Source organism: Streptomyces sp. NPDC102258 (genome assembly GCF_055584685.1).
This window is the reverse complement of record NZ_JBVJLO010000020.1, coordinates 100,157-115,505: the sequence shown is the minus strand read 5'-3', so window position 1 is coordinate 115,505 and position 15,349 is coordinate 100,157. Positions and strand designations below refer to the sequence as shown.

17 protein-coding genes are annotated in these 15,349 nt (G+C 69.3%); 15 read left to right on the top strand and 2 right to left on the bottom strand.

What is annotated here, in order from left to right; genetic code table 11:
- Positions 1-46: 46 nt before the first annotated feature.
- The 15 genes from secY (at position 47) to glmM (ending at position 13,067) form a co-directional block, all read left to right on the top strand.
- Positions 47-1,360 (top strand): preprotein translocase subunit SecY, encoded by a 1,314-nt coding sequence (gene secY / locus ACZ6ZT_RS28275; protein WP_469722863.1) that lies wholly within the window; start codon positions 47-49, stop codon positions 1,358-1,360.
- Complete coding sequence (locus ACZ6ZT_RS28270) at positions 1,360-2,007, top strand: adenylate kinase (protein WP_469722862.1); 648 nt, start codon at positions 1,360-1,362, stop codon at positions 2,005-2,007. Before secY ends, ACZ6ZT_RS28270 begins: the two co-directional genes overlap by 1 nt.
- 93 nt (positions 2,008-2,100) lie before the next feature.
- Positions 2,101-2,952, top strand: a complete 852-nt coding sequence (map, locus tag ACZ6ZT_RS28265) for a type I methionyl aminopeptidase (protein WP_469722860.1) — start codon at positions 2,101-2,103, stop codon at positions 2,950-2,952.
- A gap of 138 nt (positions 2,953-3,090) precedes the next feature.
- On the top strand, positions 3,091-3,312 hold the full coding sequence (gene infA, locus ACZ6ZT_RS28260) for a translation initiation factor IF-1 (protein ID WP_003956442.1): 222 nt from the start codon (positions 3,091-3,093) through the stop codon (positions 3,310-3,312).
- A 74-nt stretch (positions 3,313-3,386) separates the two neighbouring features.
- A complete protein-coding gene (gene rpmJ / locus ACZ6ZT_RS28255) occupies positions 3,387-3,500 on the top strand; it encodes a 50S ribosomal protein L36 (protein WP_003956441.1) in 114 nt (37 codons plus the stop codon).
- A gap of 200 nt (positions 3,501-3,700) precedes the next feature.
- Positions 3,701-4,081, top strand: coding sequence for a 30S ribosomal protein S13 (rpsM, locus tag ACZ6ZT_RS28250; RefSeq protein WP_469722858.1), 381 nt, complete (start codon positions 3,701-3,703; stop codon positions 4,079-4,081).
- A 54-nt stretch (positions 4,082-4,135) separates the two neighbouring features.
- Positions 4,136-4,540, top strand: coding sequence for a 30S ribosomal protein S11 (gene rpsK, locus ACZ6ZT_RS28245; protein WP_003956432.1), 405 nt, complete (start codon positions 4,136-4,138; stop codon positions 4,538-4,540).
- Between the two features lie 242 nt (positions 4,541-4,782).
- Positions 4,783-5,805, top strand: a complete 1,023-nt coding sequence (locus tag ACZ6ZT_RS28240) for a DNA-directed RNA polymerase subunit alpha (RefSeq protein WP_008739666.1) — start codon at positions 4,783-4,785, stop codon at positions 5,803-5,805.
- Between the two features lie 98 nt (positions 5,806-5,903).
- Positions 5,904-6,395, top strand: coding sequence for a 50S ribosomal protein L17 (rplQ, locus tag ACZ6ZT_RS28235; protein ID WP_469722856.1), 492 nt, complete (start codon positions 5,904-5,906; stop codon positions 6,393-6,395).
- A gap of 97 nt (positions 6,396-6,492) precedes the next feature.
- Positions 6,493-7,344 (top strand): tRNA pseudouridine(38-40) synthase TruA, encoded by an 852-nt coding sequence (truA, locus tag ACZ6ZT_RS28230; RefSeq protein ID WP_469722855.1) that lies wholly within the window; start codon positions 6,493-6,495, stop codon positions 7,342-7,344.
- A 53-nt stretch (positions 7,345-7,397) separates the two neighbouring features.
- Entirely contained in the window at positions 7,398-9,017 is a 1,620-nt protein-coding gene (locus ACZ6ZT_RS28225; RefSeq protein ID WP_469722854.1) for an ABC-F family ATP-binding cassette domain-containing protein, read from the top strand.
- A 63-nt stretch (positions 9,018-9,080) separates the two neighbouring features.
- Positions 9,081-10,334, top strand: coding sequence for a glycosyltransferase family 87 protein (locus ACZ6ZT_RS28220; protein ID WP_469722853.1), 1,254 nt, complete (start codon positions 9,081-9,083; stop codon positions 10,332-10,334).
- Positions 10,335-10,570: 236 nt separating this feature from the next.
- Positions 10,571-11,014 (top strand): 50S ribosomal protein L13, encoded by a 444-nt coding sequence (gene rplM, locus ACZ6ZT_RS28215; RefSeq protein WP_393746931.1) that lies wholly within the window; start codon positions 10,571-10,573, stop codon positions 11,012-11,014.
- A gap of 42 nt (positions 11,015-11,056) precedes the next feature.
- Positions 11,057-11,572 carry a 30S ribosomal protein S9 gene (rpsI, locus tag ACZ6ZT_RS28210; RefSeq protein ID WP_469722851.1) on the top strand — a complete coding sequence of 172 codons (516 nt, stop codon included), beginning with the start codon at positions 11,057-11,059 and terminating at the stop codon, positions 11,570-11,572.
- Between the two features lie 136 nt (positions 11,573-11,708).
- Positions 11,709-13,067: a phosphoglucosamine mutase gene (gene glmM, locus ACZ6ZT_RS28205; protein WP_469722850.1), complete on the top strand. Its 1,359-nt coding sequence runs from the start codon at positions 11,709-11,711 to the stop codon at positions 13,065-13,067.
- A 13-nt stretch (positions 13,068-13,080) separates the two neighbouring features.
- On the opposite strand, the gene ACZ6ZT_RS28200 is transcribed toward glmM, so the two are convergent.
- Both ACZ6ZT_RS28200 and coaA read right to left on the bottom strand, forming a co-directional pair.
- Positions 13,081-14,046, bottom strand: coding sequence for a DUF389 domain-containing protein (locus ACZ6ZT_RS28200; protein WP_469722848.1), 966 nt, complete (start codon positions 14,044-14,046; stop codon positions 13,081-13,083).
- Positions 14,047-14,109: 63 nt separating this feature from the next.
- Positions 14,110-15,129, bottom strand: a complete 1,020-nt coding sequence (coaA, locus tag ACZ6ZT_RS28195) for a type I pantothenate kinase (protein ID WP_469722847.1) — start codon at positions 15,127-15,129, stop codon at positions 14,110-14,112.
- Between the last annotated feature and the right edge of the window lie 220 nt (positions 15,130-15,349).

The following is a 15,349-nucleotide window of genomic DNA, read 5'->3' as shown; positions in this document are numbered from 1 at the left end:
AGACCGTCACCTCTGACGCAGTAGCGCGGGGGTCGCAGGAGGCACCGTGCTCACCGCGTTCGCCCGGGCGTTCAAGACGCCCGACCTGCGCAAGAAGCTGCTCTTCACGCTCGGCATCATCGTGCTGTATCGGCTCGGGTCCCACATCCCGGTACCCGGCGTGAGCTACAAGAACGTTCAGATCTGTGTCGACTCGATGGGCACCAGCAACAGCCTCTTCGGTCTCGTCAACATGTTCAGCGGCGGTGCGCTGCTGCAGATCACGATCTTCGCGCTCGGCATCATGCCGTACATCACGGCCAGCATCATCCTGCAGCTGCTGACCGTGGTCATCCCGAAGCTGGAGAACCTCAAAAAAGAGGGTCAGTCCGGCACGGCGAAGATCACTCAGTACACGCGCTATTTGACGGTCGCGCTCGCGATCCTGCAGGGCACCGGTCTCGTCGCCACCGCGCGTACCGGCGCCCTGTTCGGTAGCTGCCCGGTCGCTCGGGAGATCGTCCCGAACCACTCGATCTTCACCACCGTCGTCATGGTGATCACCATGACCGCCGGCACCTGCGTCGTCATGTGGCTCGGTGAGCTCATCACCGACCGCGGCATCGGCAACGGCATGTCGATCCTCATGTTCATCTCCATCGCCGCCGGCTTCGTCGGCGCGCTGTGGACGATCAAGCTTCAGGGCAAGATCGCCGGAGGCTGGGTCGAGTTCGGCGTCGTGATCCTCGTCGGCCTCGCGATGGTGGCCCTGGTGGTCTTCGTAGAGCAGGCGCAGCGCAGGATCCCCGTCCAGTACGCCAAGCGCATGATCGGCCGCCGGGCTTACGGGGGTACGTCCACGTACATCCCGCTCAAGGTGAACCAGGCCGGTGTCATCCCGGTCATCTTCGCCTCGTCGCTGCTGTACATCCCGGCCCTGATCGTGCAGTTCAGCGGCTCGCAGGCCGGCTGGGCGACCTGGATCCAGAAGCACTTCGTCAAGGGCGACCACCCGTACTACATCGCGTCCTACTTCCTCCTGATCGTTTTCTTCGCGTTCTTCTACGTGGCGATCTCGTTCAACCCCGAGGAAGTTGCGGACAACATGAAGAAGTATGGTGGCTTCATCCCGGGCATCCGCGCCGGCCGGCCCACTGCCGAGTACCTGAGCTACGTACTCAACCGCATCACGTGGCCCGGCTCGCTGTACCTGGGCTTGATCGCTCTTGTGCCGACAATGGCGTTGGCGGGCTTCGGGGCGAACCAGAACTTCCCGTTCGGCGGGACGAGCATCCTCATCATCGTGGGTGTGGGTCTGGAAACCGTGAAGCAGATCGAGAGCCAGCTCCAGCAGCGCAATTACGAAGGGTTCCTCCGCTGATGCGAATCGTCCTCGTTGGACCTCCCGGTGCGGGCAAGGGAACGCAGGCAGTCGTGCTTGCCGAGACCCTCGGCATCCCGCACATCTCCACGGGCGACCTGTTCCGCGCGAACATCAGCCAGGGCACCGAGCTCGGCAAGCAGGCGAAGGCGTTCATGGACGCCGGCGACCTGGTGCCGGACGAGGTCACCATCGGTATGGCCAAGGACCGCATGGAGCAGGCGGACGCCGTGAACGGCTTCCTGCTCGACGGGTTCCCGCGCAACGTCTCGCAGGCCGAGGCGCTCGACGTGATGCTCAAGTCGTCGGGCATGAAGCTCGACGCGGTCCTCGACCTGGAGGTCGAGGAGGACGAGATCGTCAAGCGTCTCGCCGGTCGGCGCACCTGCCGCAACGACAGCGCCCACGTCTTCCACGTGGCCTACCGCCCGTCCAAGGTCGAGGGTGTCTGCGACATCTGCGGCGGGGAGCTGTACGTGCGCGAGGACCAGTCCGAGGACGCGGTCCGCAACCGGCTGGACGTCTACCACACGCAGACCGAGCCGATCATCGACTACTACAAGGCCCAGGGCCTCGTGTCGACGATCCCGGCCCTGGGTGAGGTCAAGGACGTCACGCAGCGCGCGATGGACGCTCTGAAGAAGTAGTACCCCTGCTGTGCAGGTCCGGCCGCGGTGTCCCCGGGACATCGCGGCCGTACTGTTGAGAAGACCCGTTCCGAAGCTGGAAGGCACGCCCCCATGGTGCAGATCAAGACCCCCGAGCAGATCGCGAAGATGCGCGAGGCAGGGCTGGTCGTGGCCGCGATCCACGCGGCGACCCGTGAGGCGGCCGTACCGGGCGCCACGACGCGGGATCTGGACATGGTGGCGCGCAAGGTGATCGCGGACGCCGGGGCGAAGTCGAACTTCCTCGGCTACGGCGGTTTCCCCGCGACCATCTGCACCTCGGTGAACGAGGTCGTCGTCCACGGCATCCCGGACGACAAGACCGTCCTGAAGGACGGCGACATCATCTCGATCGACGCCGGCGCGATCGTGGACGGCTGGCACGGGGACGCGGCGTACACGGCCTTCGTGGGCACGGGTCACGCTCCGGAGCTGGTCGAGCTGTCCCGGGTGACCGAGGAGTCGATGTGGGCGGGCATCGCCGCGATGCGGCTCGGCAACCGCCTGGTGGACATCTCCAAGGCGATCGAGACGTACATCAAGCGCCAGCCGCGTCCGTCCACCGGTGAGCACAGCCTCGGCAAGTTCGGGATCATCGAGGACTACGGCGGCCACGGCATCGGCTCCGAGATGCACATGGACCCGCACTTGCTGAACTACGTCTCGCGGAAGCGCGGCAAGGGCATCAAGCTCGTCCCGGGCGTCTGCCTGGCGATCGAGCCCATGGTGTCCCTGGGCACCGCCCAGACGGAGGTCCTGGCGGACGACTGGACGGTCATCACCACGGACGGCACCTGGTCCTCGCACTGGGAGCACTCCATCGCCCTGACGGAGGCCGGTCCGATCGTGCTGACCAGCCCGGACTGCGGCAAGGCGAAGCTGGCGGAGTACGGAGTCACCACGGCTCCGGACCCGCTGGCGTAATGATCTACACTCTGGGGCACACTTTCCGGATTCGTCTTTCTGGGTGCCCTGACGTAGACTGACTCGTCGGCTCTCGTGCACTTCCATGCCTGCATGGCGCACGAGGCCGATCAAGGTAGCCGATTCGAAGGGCGAAGCGTGGCCAAGAAGCAAGGTGCCATCGAAATCGAGGGCACCGTGATCGAGTCCCTCCCGAACGCGATGTTCAAGGTGGAACTGCAGAACGGTCACAAGGTCCTCGCGCACATCAGCGGCAAGATGCGCATGCACTACATCCGCATCCTCCCGGATGACCGGGTCGTCGTGGAGCTGTCTCCGTACGACCTGACGCGTGGCCGGATCGTCTACCGATACAAGTAGATCTTGTCCTCACGCCGGCCTGGACGTCTCGTCCCGGCGCGGGTGGTGGCACTGACCCGGAGAACCTCACCAACATGAAGGTCAAGCCGAGCGTCAAGAAGATCTGCGACAAGTGCAAGGTGATCCGCCGTCACGGTCGGGTCATGGTCATCTGCGACAACCTGCGCCACAAGCAGCGCCAGGGCTGACGCACGCCGACCGACCTGCCTTCCGCAGTTCTTCGCGCGACGTAAGAAAACGTACATACGCAGAACCCGCCCAGCCCTGTACGGGGCCGGCGGTACCTCCGGCGGGGGCCGGGGACCCGGGCGTACCATCACCCACTTTCGGGTGGTCGGCGGTCGGGGTCGGTTCTGCGGAAGACCCCCGAACACACAGGAGCCATTGAATGGCACGCGTTTCCGGTGTTGACATCCCGCGCGAAAAGCGTGTGGAGATCGCACTCACCTACGTCTTCGGTATCGGGCGCACCCGGTCCAAGGAGATCCTCGCCGCCACCGGCGTGAACCCGGACACCCGCGTTCGCGACCTGGCCGAAGAGGACCTGGTCAAGATCCGCGAGTACGTGGACGCCAACCTCCGTACCGAGGGTGACCTCCGCCGCGAGATCCAGGGCGACATCCGCCGCAAGATCGAGATCCAGTGCTACCAGGGCATCCGCCACCGTCGTGGCCTGCCGGTGCACGGTCAGCGCACCAGCACCAACGCGCGTACCCGCAAGGGCCCGCGTCGCGCGATCGCCGGTAAGAAGAAGCCGGGCAAGAAGTAGTCCTGTTCAGCGGTCTTGCGCTGTAGGACCGACCACCTCCCGTAGGAGATTTAGATGCCCCCCAAGGGTCGTCAGGGCGCTGCCAAGAAGGTGCGCCGCAAGGAAAAGAAGAACGTCGCTCACGGGCACGCCCACATCAAGAGCACGTTCAACAACACCATCGTCTCGATCACGGACCCCTCGGGCAACGTGATCTCCTGGGCCTCCGCCGGCCACGTCGGCTTCAAGGGCTCGCGCAAGTCCACCCCCTTCGCCGCGCAGATGGCCGCCGAGTCGGCCGCCCGCCGCGCGCAGGAGCACGGCATGCGCAAGGTCGACGTCTTCGTCAAGGGTCCCGGCTCCGGCCGTGAGACTGCGATCCGCTCCCTCCAGGCCACCGGCCTTGAGGTCGGTTCGATCCAGGACGTCACCCCCACCCCGCACAACGGTTGCCGCCCGCCGAAGCGCCGCCGCGTCTGACGCGTGGCGTCGGCGGTGGGCCGGTGGTCTGCTGGGGGTCCGGGGGTTATCCCCCGGGAATTCGCAGTACGGTTGCCGCCCGCCGAAGCGCCGCCGCGTCTGACGCAGCGGACGCCTCTGTGCGTCTTTGAGTGTCCGGGCGGTACGAACCCCTTCGGGGGGACGTGCCGCCCGTACCCTTGCAGTACCTGGCTTTTCCGTCGGGCGTCAAATAGTGGGCGTCCACGACTGAAGGAACACACATGCTTATCGCTCAGCGTCCTTCGCTGACCGAAGAGGTCGTCGACGAGTACCGCTCGCGGTTCGTGATCGAGCCGCTGGAGCCGGGCTTCGGCTACACCCTCGGCAACTCGCTGCGTCGTACCCTCCTGTCCTCCATCCCGGGTGCCGCTGTCACCAGCATCCGCGTGGACGGCGTCCTGCACGAGTTCACCACCGTGCCGGGCGTCAAGGAAGACGTCACCGACATCATCCTGAACATCAAGCAGCTGGTCGTCTCCTCGGAGCACGACGAGCCGGTCGTGATGTACCTGCGCAAGCAGGGTCCCGGCCTGGTCACCGCTGCCGACATCGCGCCCCCGGCCGGTGTCGAGGTGCACAACCCGGACCTGGTCCTCGCCACGCTCAACGGCAAGGGCAAGCTGGAGATGGAGCTGACCGTCGAGCGCGGTCGCGGCTACGTCTCCGCCGTCCAGAACAAGCAGCTGGGCCAGGAGATCGGCCGCATCCCGATCGACTCGATCTACAGCCCGGTCCTCAAGGTCACCTACAAGGTCGAGGCGACCCGAGTCGAGCAGCGCACCGACTTCGACAAGCTGATCGTCGACGTCGAGACCAAGCAGGCCATGCGCCCGCGCGACGCCATGGCGTCCGCCGGCAAGACCCTGGTCGAGCTGTTCGGTCTGGCCCGCGAGCTCAACATCGACGCCGAGGGCATCGACATGGGCCCCTCGCCGACGGACGCGGCCCTGGCCGCCGACCTGGCGCTGCCGATCGAGGAGCTGGAGCTCACGGTCCGCTCGTACAACTGCCTCAAGCGCGAGGGCATCCACTCCGTGGGTGAGCTCGTGGCGCGTTCCGAGGCCGACCTGCTCGACATCCGCAACTTCGGTGCGAAGTCGATCGACGAGGTCAAGGCGAAGCTCGCCGGCATGGGCCTGGCCCTCAAGGACAGCCCGCCCGGATTCGACCCGACCGCCGCCGCCGACGCCTTCGGCGCCGACGACGACGCGGACGCCGGTTTCGTCGAGACCGAGCAGTACTGAGCCTCGGCTCGCACGACAGGACTTTCCCGTGGCGTCCGCCTCGGGGGAACTGACACCGGTACCTGACACGGCCGGTGCAGATATGAAGGAGTAACACCATGCCGCGTCCCGCAAAGGGTGCCCGCCTGGGCGGCAGCGCCGCGCACGAGAAGCACCTCCTCGCGAACCTCGCGAAGGCGCTCTTCGAGCACGGCCGCATCACCACCACCGAGGCCAAGGCCCGTCGCCTGCGTCCCTACGCCGAGCGTCTGGTCACCAAGGCCAAGAAGGGCGACATCCACAACCGTCGCCTGGTGCTGCAGACGATCACGGACAAGAGCATCGTGCACACGCTGTTCACCGAGATCGCCCCGCGCTACGAGAACCGCCCCGGTGGTTACACGCGCATCACCAAGATCGGCAACCGTCGTGGCGACAACGCCCCGATGGCGGTCATCGAGCTGGTCGAGGCCCTGACGGTCGCCCAGCAGGCCACTGGTGAGGCCGAGGCCGCCACCAAGCGCGCGGTCAAGGAGGCGGAGGCCAAGGCCGAGGCCACCGAGACCGAGTCCGCCGAGGCGCCCGCCGCCGAGGAGACCAAGGAGGCCTGATCCCGCTCCGGGATCGAGCTCGCTTGATCGGCTCTGAACGGGCCCGCCCCCTTCCCGGGGCGGGCCCGTTCTGCATCTCTGAGAGAGGATCTGTCACGTGGGTGACGAGGTGGAGCCCGGGCACGTCCGGGTGCGGCTGGACCTGTCGTACGACGGCAGGGACTTCTCCGGCTGGGCGAAGCAGCGCACGCTGCGGACCGTGCAGGGGGAGCTGGAGAGCGCCCTGCGGACCGTGATGCGGCTGAAGGAGCCGGTCGAGCTGACCGTGGCCGGGCGGACCGACGCCGGGGTGCACGCGCGCGGGCAGGTCGCGCAGTTCGACCTCGCCGAGGAGGTGTGGGCCGAGCACCACGACAAGCTGCTGCGCCGCCTCGCCGGCCGGCTGCCGCACGACGTACGGGTGTGGAAGGCCGCCGAGGCCCCCGAGGGCTTCAACGCGCGCTTCTCGGCCATCTGGCGCCGCTACGCGTACCGCGTCGGCGACCACCAGGCCGGCGTGGACCCGCTGCGCCGCGGGCACGTGCTGTGGCACCAGTGGCCGCTCGACGTGGACGCCATGAACGAGGCCGCCGCCGCGCTGCTGGGCGAGCACGACTTCGCCGCGTACTGCAAGAAGCGCGAGGGCGCCACGACCATCCGTACGCTTCAGCAGCTCAGCTGGGAGCGCGGCGAGGACGGCGTCGTCACCGCGACCGTGCGGGCCGACGCCTTCTGCCACAACATGGTGCGCTCGCTCGTCGGCGCCCTGCTGCACGTCGGCGACGGGCACCGGCCCGTCGAGTGGCCCGGGCAGGTGCTGGCCGCCGCCGTACGGGACTCCTCGGTGCACGTGGTGAAGCCGCACGGGCTCACCCTGGAGGAGGTCGGCTACCCGGCGGACGAGCTGCTCGCCGCCCGCAGCAAGGAGGCCCGCAACCTGCGCACCCTTCCGGGTGCGGGCTGCTGCTGAGCACCGGGTAATCCGGTTGGGTGGATCGCGGCGGGACCGGGAGAATGCCCCGCATGGGACATCTCGAAGCCAGCCACCTGGAGTACTACCTTCCCGACGGGCGGGTCCTGCTCCCCGACGTCTCCTTCCGCGTGGGGGAGGGGTCGGTGGTGGCCCTGGTGGGGGCGAACGGCGCCGGCAAGACCACCCTGCTCAAACTGATCTCCGGCGAGCTCCAGCCGCACGGCGGCGGGGTAACGATCAGCGGCGGGCTCGGCGTGATGTCGCAGTTCGTGGGCTCGGTCCGGGACGAGACGACCGTACGGGACCTGCTGGTGTCGGTGGCCCAGCCGCGGATCCGGGAGGCGGCGAAGGCCGTGGACCGGGCCGAGCACCTGATCCTGACGGTGGACGACGAGGCCGCGCAGATGGCGTACGCGCAGGCGCTCAGCGACTGGGCCGACGTCCAGGGGTACGAGGCGGAGACGCTGTGGGACGTCTGCACCACGGCCGCGCTGGCGATCCCGTACGACAGCGCGCAGTACCGCGAGGTGCGCACGCTGTCGGGCGGTGAGCAGAAGCGGCTCGTGCTGGAGGCGCTGCTGCGCGGGCCGGACGAGGTGCTGCTGCTCGACGAGCCGGACAACTACCTGGACGTCCCGGGCAAGCGCTGGCTGGAGGAGCAGCTCGCCGCCACCCGCAAGACGGTGCTGTTCGTCTCCCACGACCGGGAGCTGCTCACCCAGGCCGCCGAGAAGATCATCAGCCTGGAGGCGAGCCCGACGGGCTCGGACGTGTGGGTGCACGGTGCGGGTTTCGCCACCTACCACGAGGCCCGCAAGGAGCGCTTCGCGCGCTTCGAGGAGCTCAAGCGGCGCTGGGACGAGGAGCACGCCCGGCTGAAGGCGCTGGTGCTGCGGCTGCGCAACCAGGCGGCGAGCAGCCCGGACATGGCGTCGCGCTACCGGGCGATGCAGACCCGGTTCCAGAAGTTCGAGGAGGCCGGCCCGCCGCCGGAGCCGCCGCGCGAGCAGGACATCCGGATGCGGCTCAAGGGCGGGCGTACGGGGGTGCGCGCGCTGACCGTGGAGAACCTGGAGCTGACCGGGCTGATGAAGCCCTTCTCGCTGGAGGTCTTCTACGGCGAGCGGGTCGCGGTGCTCGGCTCGAACGGGTCCGGCAAGTCGCACTTCCTGCGGCTGCTGGCGGGCGAGGACGTCGCGCACACGGGTACGTGGAAGCTGGGCGCGCGGGTGCTGCCCGGGCACTTCGCGCAGACGCACGCGCACCCGGAGCTCTTCGGCCGCACCCTCGTGGACATCCTGTGGACGGAGGCGGCCAAGCCGCTGGGCGCGGCGATGGGCGCGCTGCGCCGCTACGAGCTGGAGCGGCAGGGCGACCAGGCCTTCGAGAAGCTCTCGGGCGGCCAGCAGGCCCGCTTCCAGATCCTGCTGCTGGAGCTGGCCGGCACCACGGCGCTGCTGCTGGACGAGCCGACGGACAACCTCGACCTGGAGTCGGCGGAGGCCCTGCAGGACGGGCTGGAGTCGTACGACGGCACGGTCCTGTGCGTGACCCACGACCGCTGGTTCGCGCGCACATTTGACCGTTACCTGGTCTTCGGTTCGGACGGTGTTGTGCGAGAGACTCAGGAACCCGTGTGGGACGAACGTAGGGTCGATCGGAAGCGCTAGGGGCTGTCCACCCCTGCGGGTCGAGGGGGAGGCGTGGTGGGGCTGCGGCCTAGCATCTGGCTCATGAAGCGGTATCGCCCGCCCGCCGTCGGCCGGTGGGGGGCCTGGCTGATGGAGCCGGCCCCCCGGGCCTGGCGGGCGCTCTCGCTGGTGGTCCTGCTGACCGTGGCGGTCTCGTCGAGCCTGCGGGCGAACTGGGGCTCCGACAACGCCTTCGTGGTCAAGGCGGCGGACGCGCTGCTGGCCGGTGCCTCCCCGTACGAGGACAAGCGCTTCCTGTACCTGCCGAGTGCCGTGCTCATGGCGGTGCCGGAGGCGCTGCTGCCGCGCGAGGTGCTGCGCTGGCTGCTGCCGGCCGGGATGTCGGGGCTCGTGGGGGTCGGCTGGTGGGCCTCGCTGCGGCTGTTCGCGGTGCCGCTGTGCTCGCGCTTCGCGGTGGGCGGGCTCGGGCTGCTGGCCCTGGCCTACAAGCCGTACGCGAACCTCGTGCTGATCGGCAACTGGACGGCGATCTCGGCGGCCGCCCTGCCGGTGGCCCTGCTGCTGGCGCACCGGCGGTCGTGGGCCGCGGCGGGGCTGGTGGTGGGCCTGGCGATCGCCTGCAAGCCGATGCTGGTCCCGGCCGGGCTGGTCTTCGTGCTGGCCCGGCAGTGGCGGGGGCTGGCGGTGGCCGTGGCGGTGCCGGTGGCGTTGTCGCTGGTGGGGGCGCTGCTGATGCCGAGCCCGACGCTGTTCTTCACCAAGACGCTGCCGTTCCTCTTCCATGGGCAGGACGCGTACGCGCTGCCCTGGGACGCCTCGCCGATCGCGGTGCTGCCGCGGCTGGGGGTGCCGGAGCCGGTGGCGGTGGCGGTGGCGCTCGCCGGGGCGGCGGCCGGGCTGTGGGGCGTACGGTCGCGCTGGCGGCGCCCGGACGAGGGGGACGCGGGCGAGCTGCGGCTGGCGGAGACGGCCTGCATGGTGATGCTCGCCGCATTCCTGGTCTCCCGTCCCTCCTTCGACCACTACCTGCTGGTGGTGCTGCCGCTGCTGCTGGCGTCGGGGGCGCGGGAGGGCTCCATGCCGCGTTCGCCCTGGTTCTGGCTGGCCCTGGCGCCCCAGACGGGCCTGATCCCGTGGCCCTCGGAGCTGGCCCACAAGAGGCGGGCGTTCCGGGACATGGCGACCCTGTGCGGGCTCGCGGTTCTGCTGGCGCGTCGAGCACTGGGCTCCGAACGGGTTACCCTGGGACCAGTAACAACTGCGGGGTCCCCACCCAGGACCGAACCGGAGTGCGCCGCGACGCCAGCAGCATCGGCATCGCGGACCGCGTTTTGACCCGTACGGGTCTTCTTGGGTACTCTGCTGGTTTGTTATGCGTATTGGCTTTCTCATTCTCACGTGAAAGGGCCTTACGCCGGTCCACCGGACCGATGACCAGCGGTTCACACGGGTTGCGTCCCCGATGTGGACAAGCGGCTGTCGTGATCGTCCGTGGTGACCCTGTCAGGACCCTTCCCGCGGGGCTCGTGCCCTATGGGATGACCCACCACTGAAGAAGCGAAGGCATACGCGTGCGTACGTTCAGCCCCAAGCCCGGCGACATCTCGCGCCAGTGGCTCGTCATCGACGCCCAGGACGTTGTCCTCGGCCGTCTGGCGACCCAGGCCGCTGCCCTCCTGCGCGGCAAGCACAAGCCGACTTACGCCCCCCACATGGACATGGGCGACTTCGTCATCATCGTCAACGCCGACAAGGTCCACCTGTCCGGCAACAAGGCGTCGCAGAAGATGGCCTACCGCCACTCCGGCTACCCGGGCGGTCTCCGCTCGGTGCGCTACGACGACCTCCTGGCGAACAACCCGGAGAAGGCCGTCGAGAAGGCCGTCAAGGGCATGCTCCCCAAGAACACCCTGGGCCGTCAGATGCTCTCGAAGCTGAAGGTCTACTCGGGCGACCAGCACCCCCACGCTGCCCAGCAGCCGGTGCCGTTCGAGATCACCCAGGTCGCGCAGTAGTTCCGGCCACCCCCTAAGACGTAGAAAATTCTGAGGAGCATCGTGGCCGAGACCACCGCCGAGACCCCCGTCGAAGAGTTCGAGGGCGTCGAGGAGTACACCACCGAGTCTGAGGTTCCCGTCGAGGGCGACTACACCTCTGAGTCCCTTGCCGGTCGCTTCGGCGACCCCCAGCCGGCCGCCGGCCTGGGCCGTCGCAAGAACGCCATCGCCCGCGTCCGGATCGTTCCGGGCACCGGCAAGTGGAAGATCAACGGTCGCACCCTTGAGGACTACTTCCCCAACAAGGTGCACCAGCAGGAAGTCAACGAGCCGTTCAAGCTCCTTGAGCTGGACAACCGCTACGACGTCATCGCCCGCATCTCGGGTGGCGGCGTCTCCGGTCAGGCCGGCGCCCTGCGCCTCGGTGTGGCCCGTGCGCTGAACGAGGCGGACGTGGACAACAACCGCGCGGCGCTGAAGAAGGCCGGCTTCCTCTCCCGCGACGACCGTGCGGTCGAGCGCAAGAAGGCCGGTCTCAAGAAGGCCCGTAAGGCTCCGCAGTACAGCAAGCGTTAATCTGCGCCTGCTGTTCTGCAACGAAACCGCCCCGGCAGCACTCTCTGTGCTGTCGGGGCGGTTCGTTTACCGCCACAAGCGGCACATACCTGTCACATGCGGTCACAAAGCGAAGCGTGAACTCGGGAGGACAACAGTGGGACGACTCTTCGGGACGGACGGTGTACGAGGCGTCGCCAACGCGGATCTGACGGCCGAGCTCGCGCTCGGCCTCTCCGTGGCGGCCGCACACGTACTGGCCGAGGCGGGCACCTTCGCGGGCCACCGGGCCACCGCGGTCGTCGGCCGCGACCCCCGCGCGTCGGGCGAATTCCTGGAGGCCGCGGTCGTCGCGGGCCTCGCCAGCGCCGGCGTGGACGTCCTGCGCGTCGGTGTGCTGCCCACCCCGGCGGTGGCGTATCTCACCGGTGCGCTGGGCGCCGACCTCGGCGTGATGCTCTCCGCGAGCCACAACGCCATGCCCGACAACGGCATCAAGTTCTTCGCGCGCGGCGGCCACAAGCTGGCCGACGACCTGGAGGACCGCATCGAGTCGGTCTACGAGGAGCACCGCACCGGCGCCCCCTGGGACCGCCCCACCGGCTCGGGCGTCGGCCGCGTCTCGGACTACACCGAGGGCTTCGACAAGTACGTCGCCCACCTCGTCGCGGTCCTCCCGAACCGTCTCGACGGCCTCAAGGTCGTCCTCGACGAGGCCCACGGCGCGGCCGCCTACGTCTCGCCCGAGGCGTTCACCCGGGCGGGCGCGGAGATCGTCACGATCGGCGCCGAGCCCGACGGCCTGAACATCAACGACGGCTGCGGCTCCACCCACCTGGACCTGCTCAAGCGGGCCGTGGTCGAGCACGGCGCCGACCTCGGCATCGCGCACGACGGTGACGCCGACCGCTGCCTGGCCGTGGACGGCGCGGGCGCCGAGGTCGACGGCGACCAGATCCTCGCGGTGCTGGCGCTCGCCCTGCGCGAGGCCGGCCAGCTGCGCGAGAACACCGTGGTCGGCACCGTGATGTCGAACCTGGGCTTCAAGCTGGCCATGGAGGCCGAGGGCATCCAGGTCGTCCAGACCGGGGTCGGCGACCGCTACGTGCTGGAGTCGATGAAGGAGCACGGGTACGCGCTCGGCGGCGAGCAGTCCGGCCACGTGATCATCCTGGACCACGCGACCACCGGCGACGGCACGCTGACCGGCCTGATGCTGGCGGCGCGGGTCGCGGCGACCGGGCGCTCCCTGGCCGACCTGGCCGGGGTCATGACGCGGCTGCCGCAGATCCTGATCAACGTCCCGGACGTGGACAAGTCCCGGGTCACGACCTCCGGCGAGCTGGCCGCGGCCGTCGTCGACGCCGAGCGGGAGCTGGGCGCCACCGGCCGGGTGCTGCTGCGTCCGTCCGGTACGGAGCCGCTCGTACGGGTGATGGTGGAGGCCGCCGACATCGAGCAGGCCCGCGCGGTCGCGGGGCGGCTCGCGGACGTGGTGAAGTCGGCGCTGGGCTGACCGCCCCGCCCGCTCAACGGCCGGGGGCTCCGCGGCCCCCGGCCCGGCGGATCCAGCGTCCTCGCTGGGTCCGCCACAGTGCTTTCTGGGCGTACAGGGTCAGGATGCCGGCCAGCATGATGCCGCCCAGGTTCAGCAGCAACTGTTCCGCCGATCCCCACATCTGGGCGACCTCCCCGTAGCCGAGCGCCACGGCGGCGTTCGCGGCGGCCGGGACGGTGGTCACCGAGATGGCCACGCCGACCAGTGCCCCCGACTTCGCGGAGGTCAGGGAGAGCACCCCGGCCATGCCGGCCAGGACGGAGACCGCGAAGGAGAACGAGTCCGGCTGCCAGATGAAGCCGGTGTTCGGGCGGGGCCGCTCCAGCATGCCCGCGTGGAACTGGCCGATCGCGTCCATGCAGAGGGTGAAGAGCGTGGTGCCGGCCATCGCGGCGGCGAAACCGACCAGCAGGGCGGTCAGGGAGCGCAGGGCCAGGCGCGGCGCGCGCTGCACGACCCCGACGCACACGCCGGCGAGCGGGCCGAACTCCGGGCCGACCGCCATCGCGCCCACGATGAGGACCGCGTTGTCGAGCACCACACCGCAGGCGGCGATCATGGTGGCGAGGACCATGAACGCGCAGTAGGTGATGCTGAGCGTCGACTCCTCGTGGGTGGCCTCGGTGAGCTGTTTCCACAGCACCGCGTCGGCCGCCTCGCCCGGGGCCTCGTCCTCCGCCTGATCGGCCCGCTCGGACAGGGACAGGTCGATGTTCTCGACGGCGATCGAGCCGTCCTTGTCGATGCCCAGGCCCTGGAGCTCGCCCAGCAGCTCGTCACCGGCCTCGCGGGCGACGTCGCACAGGACGAGGTCGCCCGCCGGGACGCGGGCCGCTCCGGGCAGGACGACGAGGTGCGTGGTGCCGACCGTCCGCTCGACGACGGCGACCACCTCCTCCGTCCGCCCGGGCGGGATGATCATCCGTAGGTGCAGCATGGCCGCACCCTAGCCGCGTCGCGGGGGGCGCGGGGGCGGTGGGGGCGGTGGGAGTCGCGGTGGTCAGAGCTTGCGCAGGCTCAGCTTCTGCACCTTGTGGTCGGGGCCCTTGCGCACGACCAGCGTGGCGCGGCCGCGGGTGGGGGCCACGTTCTCCAGCAGGTTGGGCTTGTTGATGGTCCGCCACATCGTCTGGGCGTACTCCAGCGCCTCCTCCTCGGAGACCTGGGTGTACTTGCGGAAGTAGGAGAAAGGATTCTGGAACGCGGTCTCGCGGAGCTTGCGGAACCGGTTGAGGTACCAGCGCTCGATGTCCTCGGGCCGGGCGTCCACGTACACGCTGAAGTCGAAGTAGTCGGCGAGGCCGACGCGGGTGCGGCCGTCCTTGCCGGGCAGGGCCGGCTGGAGGACGTTCAGCCCCTCGACGATCAGGATGTCCGGGCGGCGGACCACGAGCCGCTCGTCCGGGACGATGTCGTAGATCAGGTGCGAGTACACCGGGGCCGAGACCTCGTCCTTGCCGGCCTTGATGTCCGCGACGAAACGGGTCAGCGCACGGCGGTCGTAGGACTCCGGGAAGCCCTTGCGGGAGGTCAGGCCGCGCCGCTGGAGCTCCTTCATCGGGTACAGGAACCCGTCCGTGGTGACCAGCTCCACCCGCGGGTGCTCCGGCCAGCGGGCCAGCAGGGCCTGGAGCAGACGGGCCACCGTGGACTTGCCGACCGCGACCGAGCCGGCGACCCCTATGACGAAGGGGGTGCCCTGCTGGGCGCCGTGCCCGTTGCCCGCGTCGCCGAGGAAGGTGTTCAGGGTGCCGCGCAGGTTGCTGGTGGCGCCGACGTACAGGTTGAGCAGGCGGGAGAGCGGCAGGTAGACGTCCCGTACCTCGTCGAGGTCGATGACGTCGCCGAGGCCGCGCAGCCGCTCGACCTCCTCCGCCGTCAGGGGCAGCGGCGTCCGCTCGCGCAGGGCGCTCCACTCGGCCCGCGTGAGATCGACGTAGGGGGAGGCGTCGGGCACCCGTCGGGGGCCGGAGCGCTCCGGCCCGGGGTCCGGCGTGCAACGCGTCGGCGATGTGATCACAGGCCCATTGTCGGGTCTGGGCGTCGCGCGTGGGTCGCGCGCGCGTCGTGTGGTCGGTCACGTGCGGCGGGGGAGCGGGCGGGCGCGGTGGAAGGCGCAGGTCGCGAAGGTTGTACGGGAGTGGGTATCGATCGGGAGGCCGTCCCGTCTCATGCGGATCACGATTCGCCCGGGCCGACCGGGGGCGGGGGGCCGGACGGGTCACAGGCCGTAGGTTGGT

What these genes read in the sequence shown, in the direction of transcription:
- ACZ6ZT_RS28225 (WP_469722854.1), top strand. Translation starts at nt 7,398, where the DNA reads ATGGGACATCTCGAAGCCAGCCACCTGGAGTACTACCTTCCCGACGGG.
- ACZ6ZT_RS28200 (WP_469722848.1), bottom strand. Translation starts at nt 14,046, where the DNA reads ATGCTGCACCTACGGATGATCATCCCGCCCGGGCGGACGGAGGAGGTG.
- rpmJ (WP_003956441.1), top strand. Translation starts at nt 3,387, where the DNA reads ATGAAGGTCAAGCCGAGCGTCAAGAAGATCTGCGACAAGTGCAAGGTG.
- rplQ (WP_469722856.1), top strand. Translation starts at nt 5,904, where the DNA reads ATGCCGCGTCCCGCAAAGGGTGCCCGCCTGGGCGGCAGCGCCGCGCAC.
- ACZ6ZT_RS28220 (WP_469722853.1), top strand. Translation starts at nt 9,081, where the DNA reads ATGAAGCGGTATCGCCCGCCCGCCGTCGGCCGGTGGGGGGCCTGGCTG.
- rpsK (WP_003956432.1), top strand. Translation starts at nt 4,136, where the DNA reads ATGCCCCCCAAGGGTCGTCAGGGCGCTGCCAAGAAGGTGCGCCGCAAG.
- rpsM (WP_469722858.1), top strand. Translation starts at nt 3,701, where the DNA reads ATGGCACGCGTTTCCGGTGTTGACATCCCGCGCGAAAAGCGTGTGGAG.
- ACZ6ZT_RS28270 (WP_469722862.1), top strand. Translation starts at nt 1,360, where the DNA reads ATGCGAATCGTCCTCGTTGGACCTCCCGGTGCGGGCAAGGGAACGCAG.
- ACZ6ZT_RS28240 (WP_008739666.1), top strand. Translation starts at nt 4,783, where the DNA reads ATGCTTATCGCTCAGCGTCCTTCGCTGACCGAAGAGGTCGTCGACGAG.
- map (WP_469722860.1), top strand. Translation starts at nt 2,101, where the DNA reads ATGGTGCAGATCAAGACCCCCGAGCAGATCGCGAAGATGCGCGAGGCA.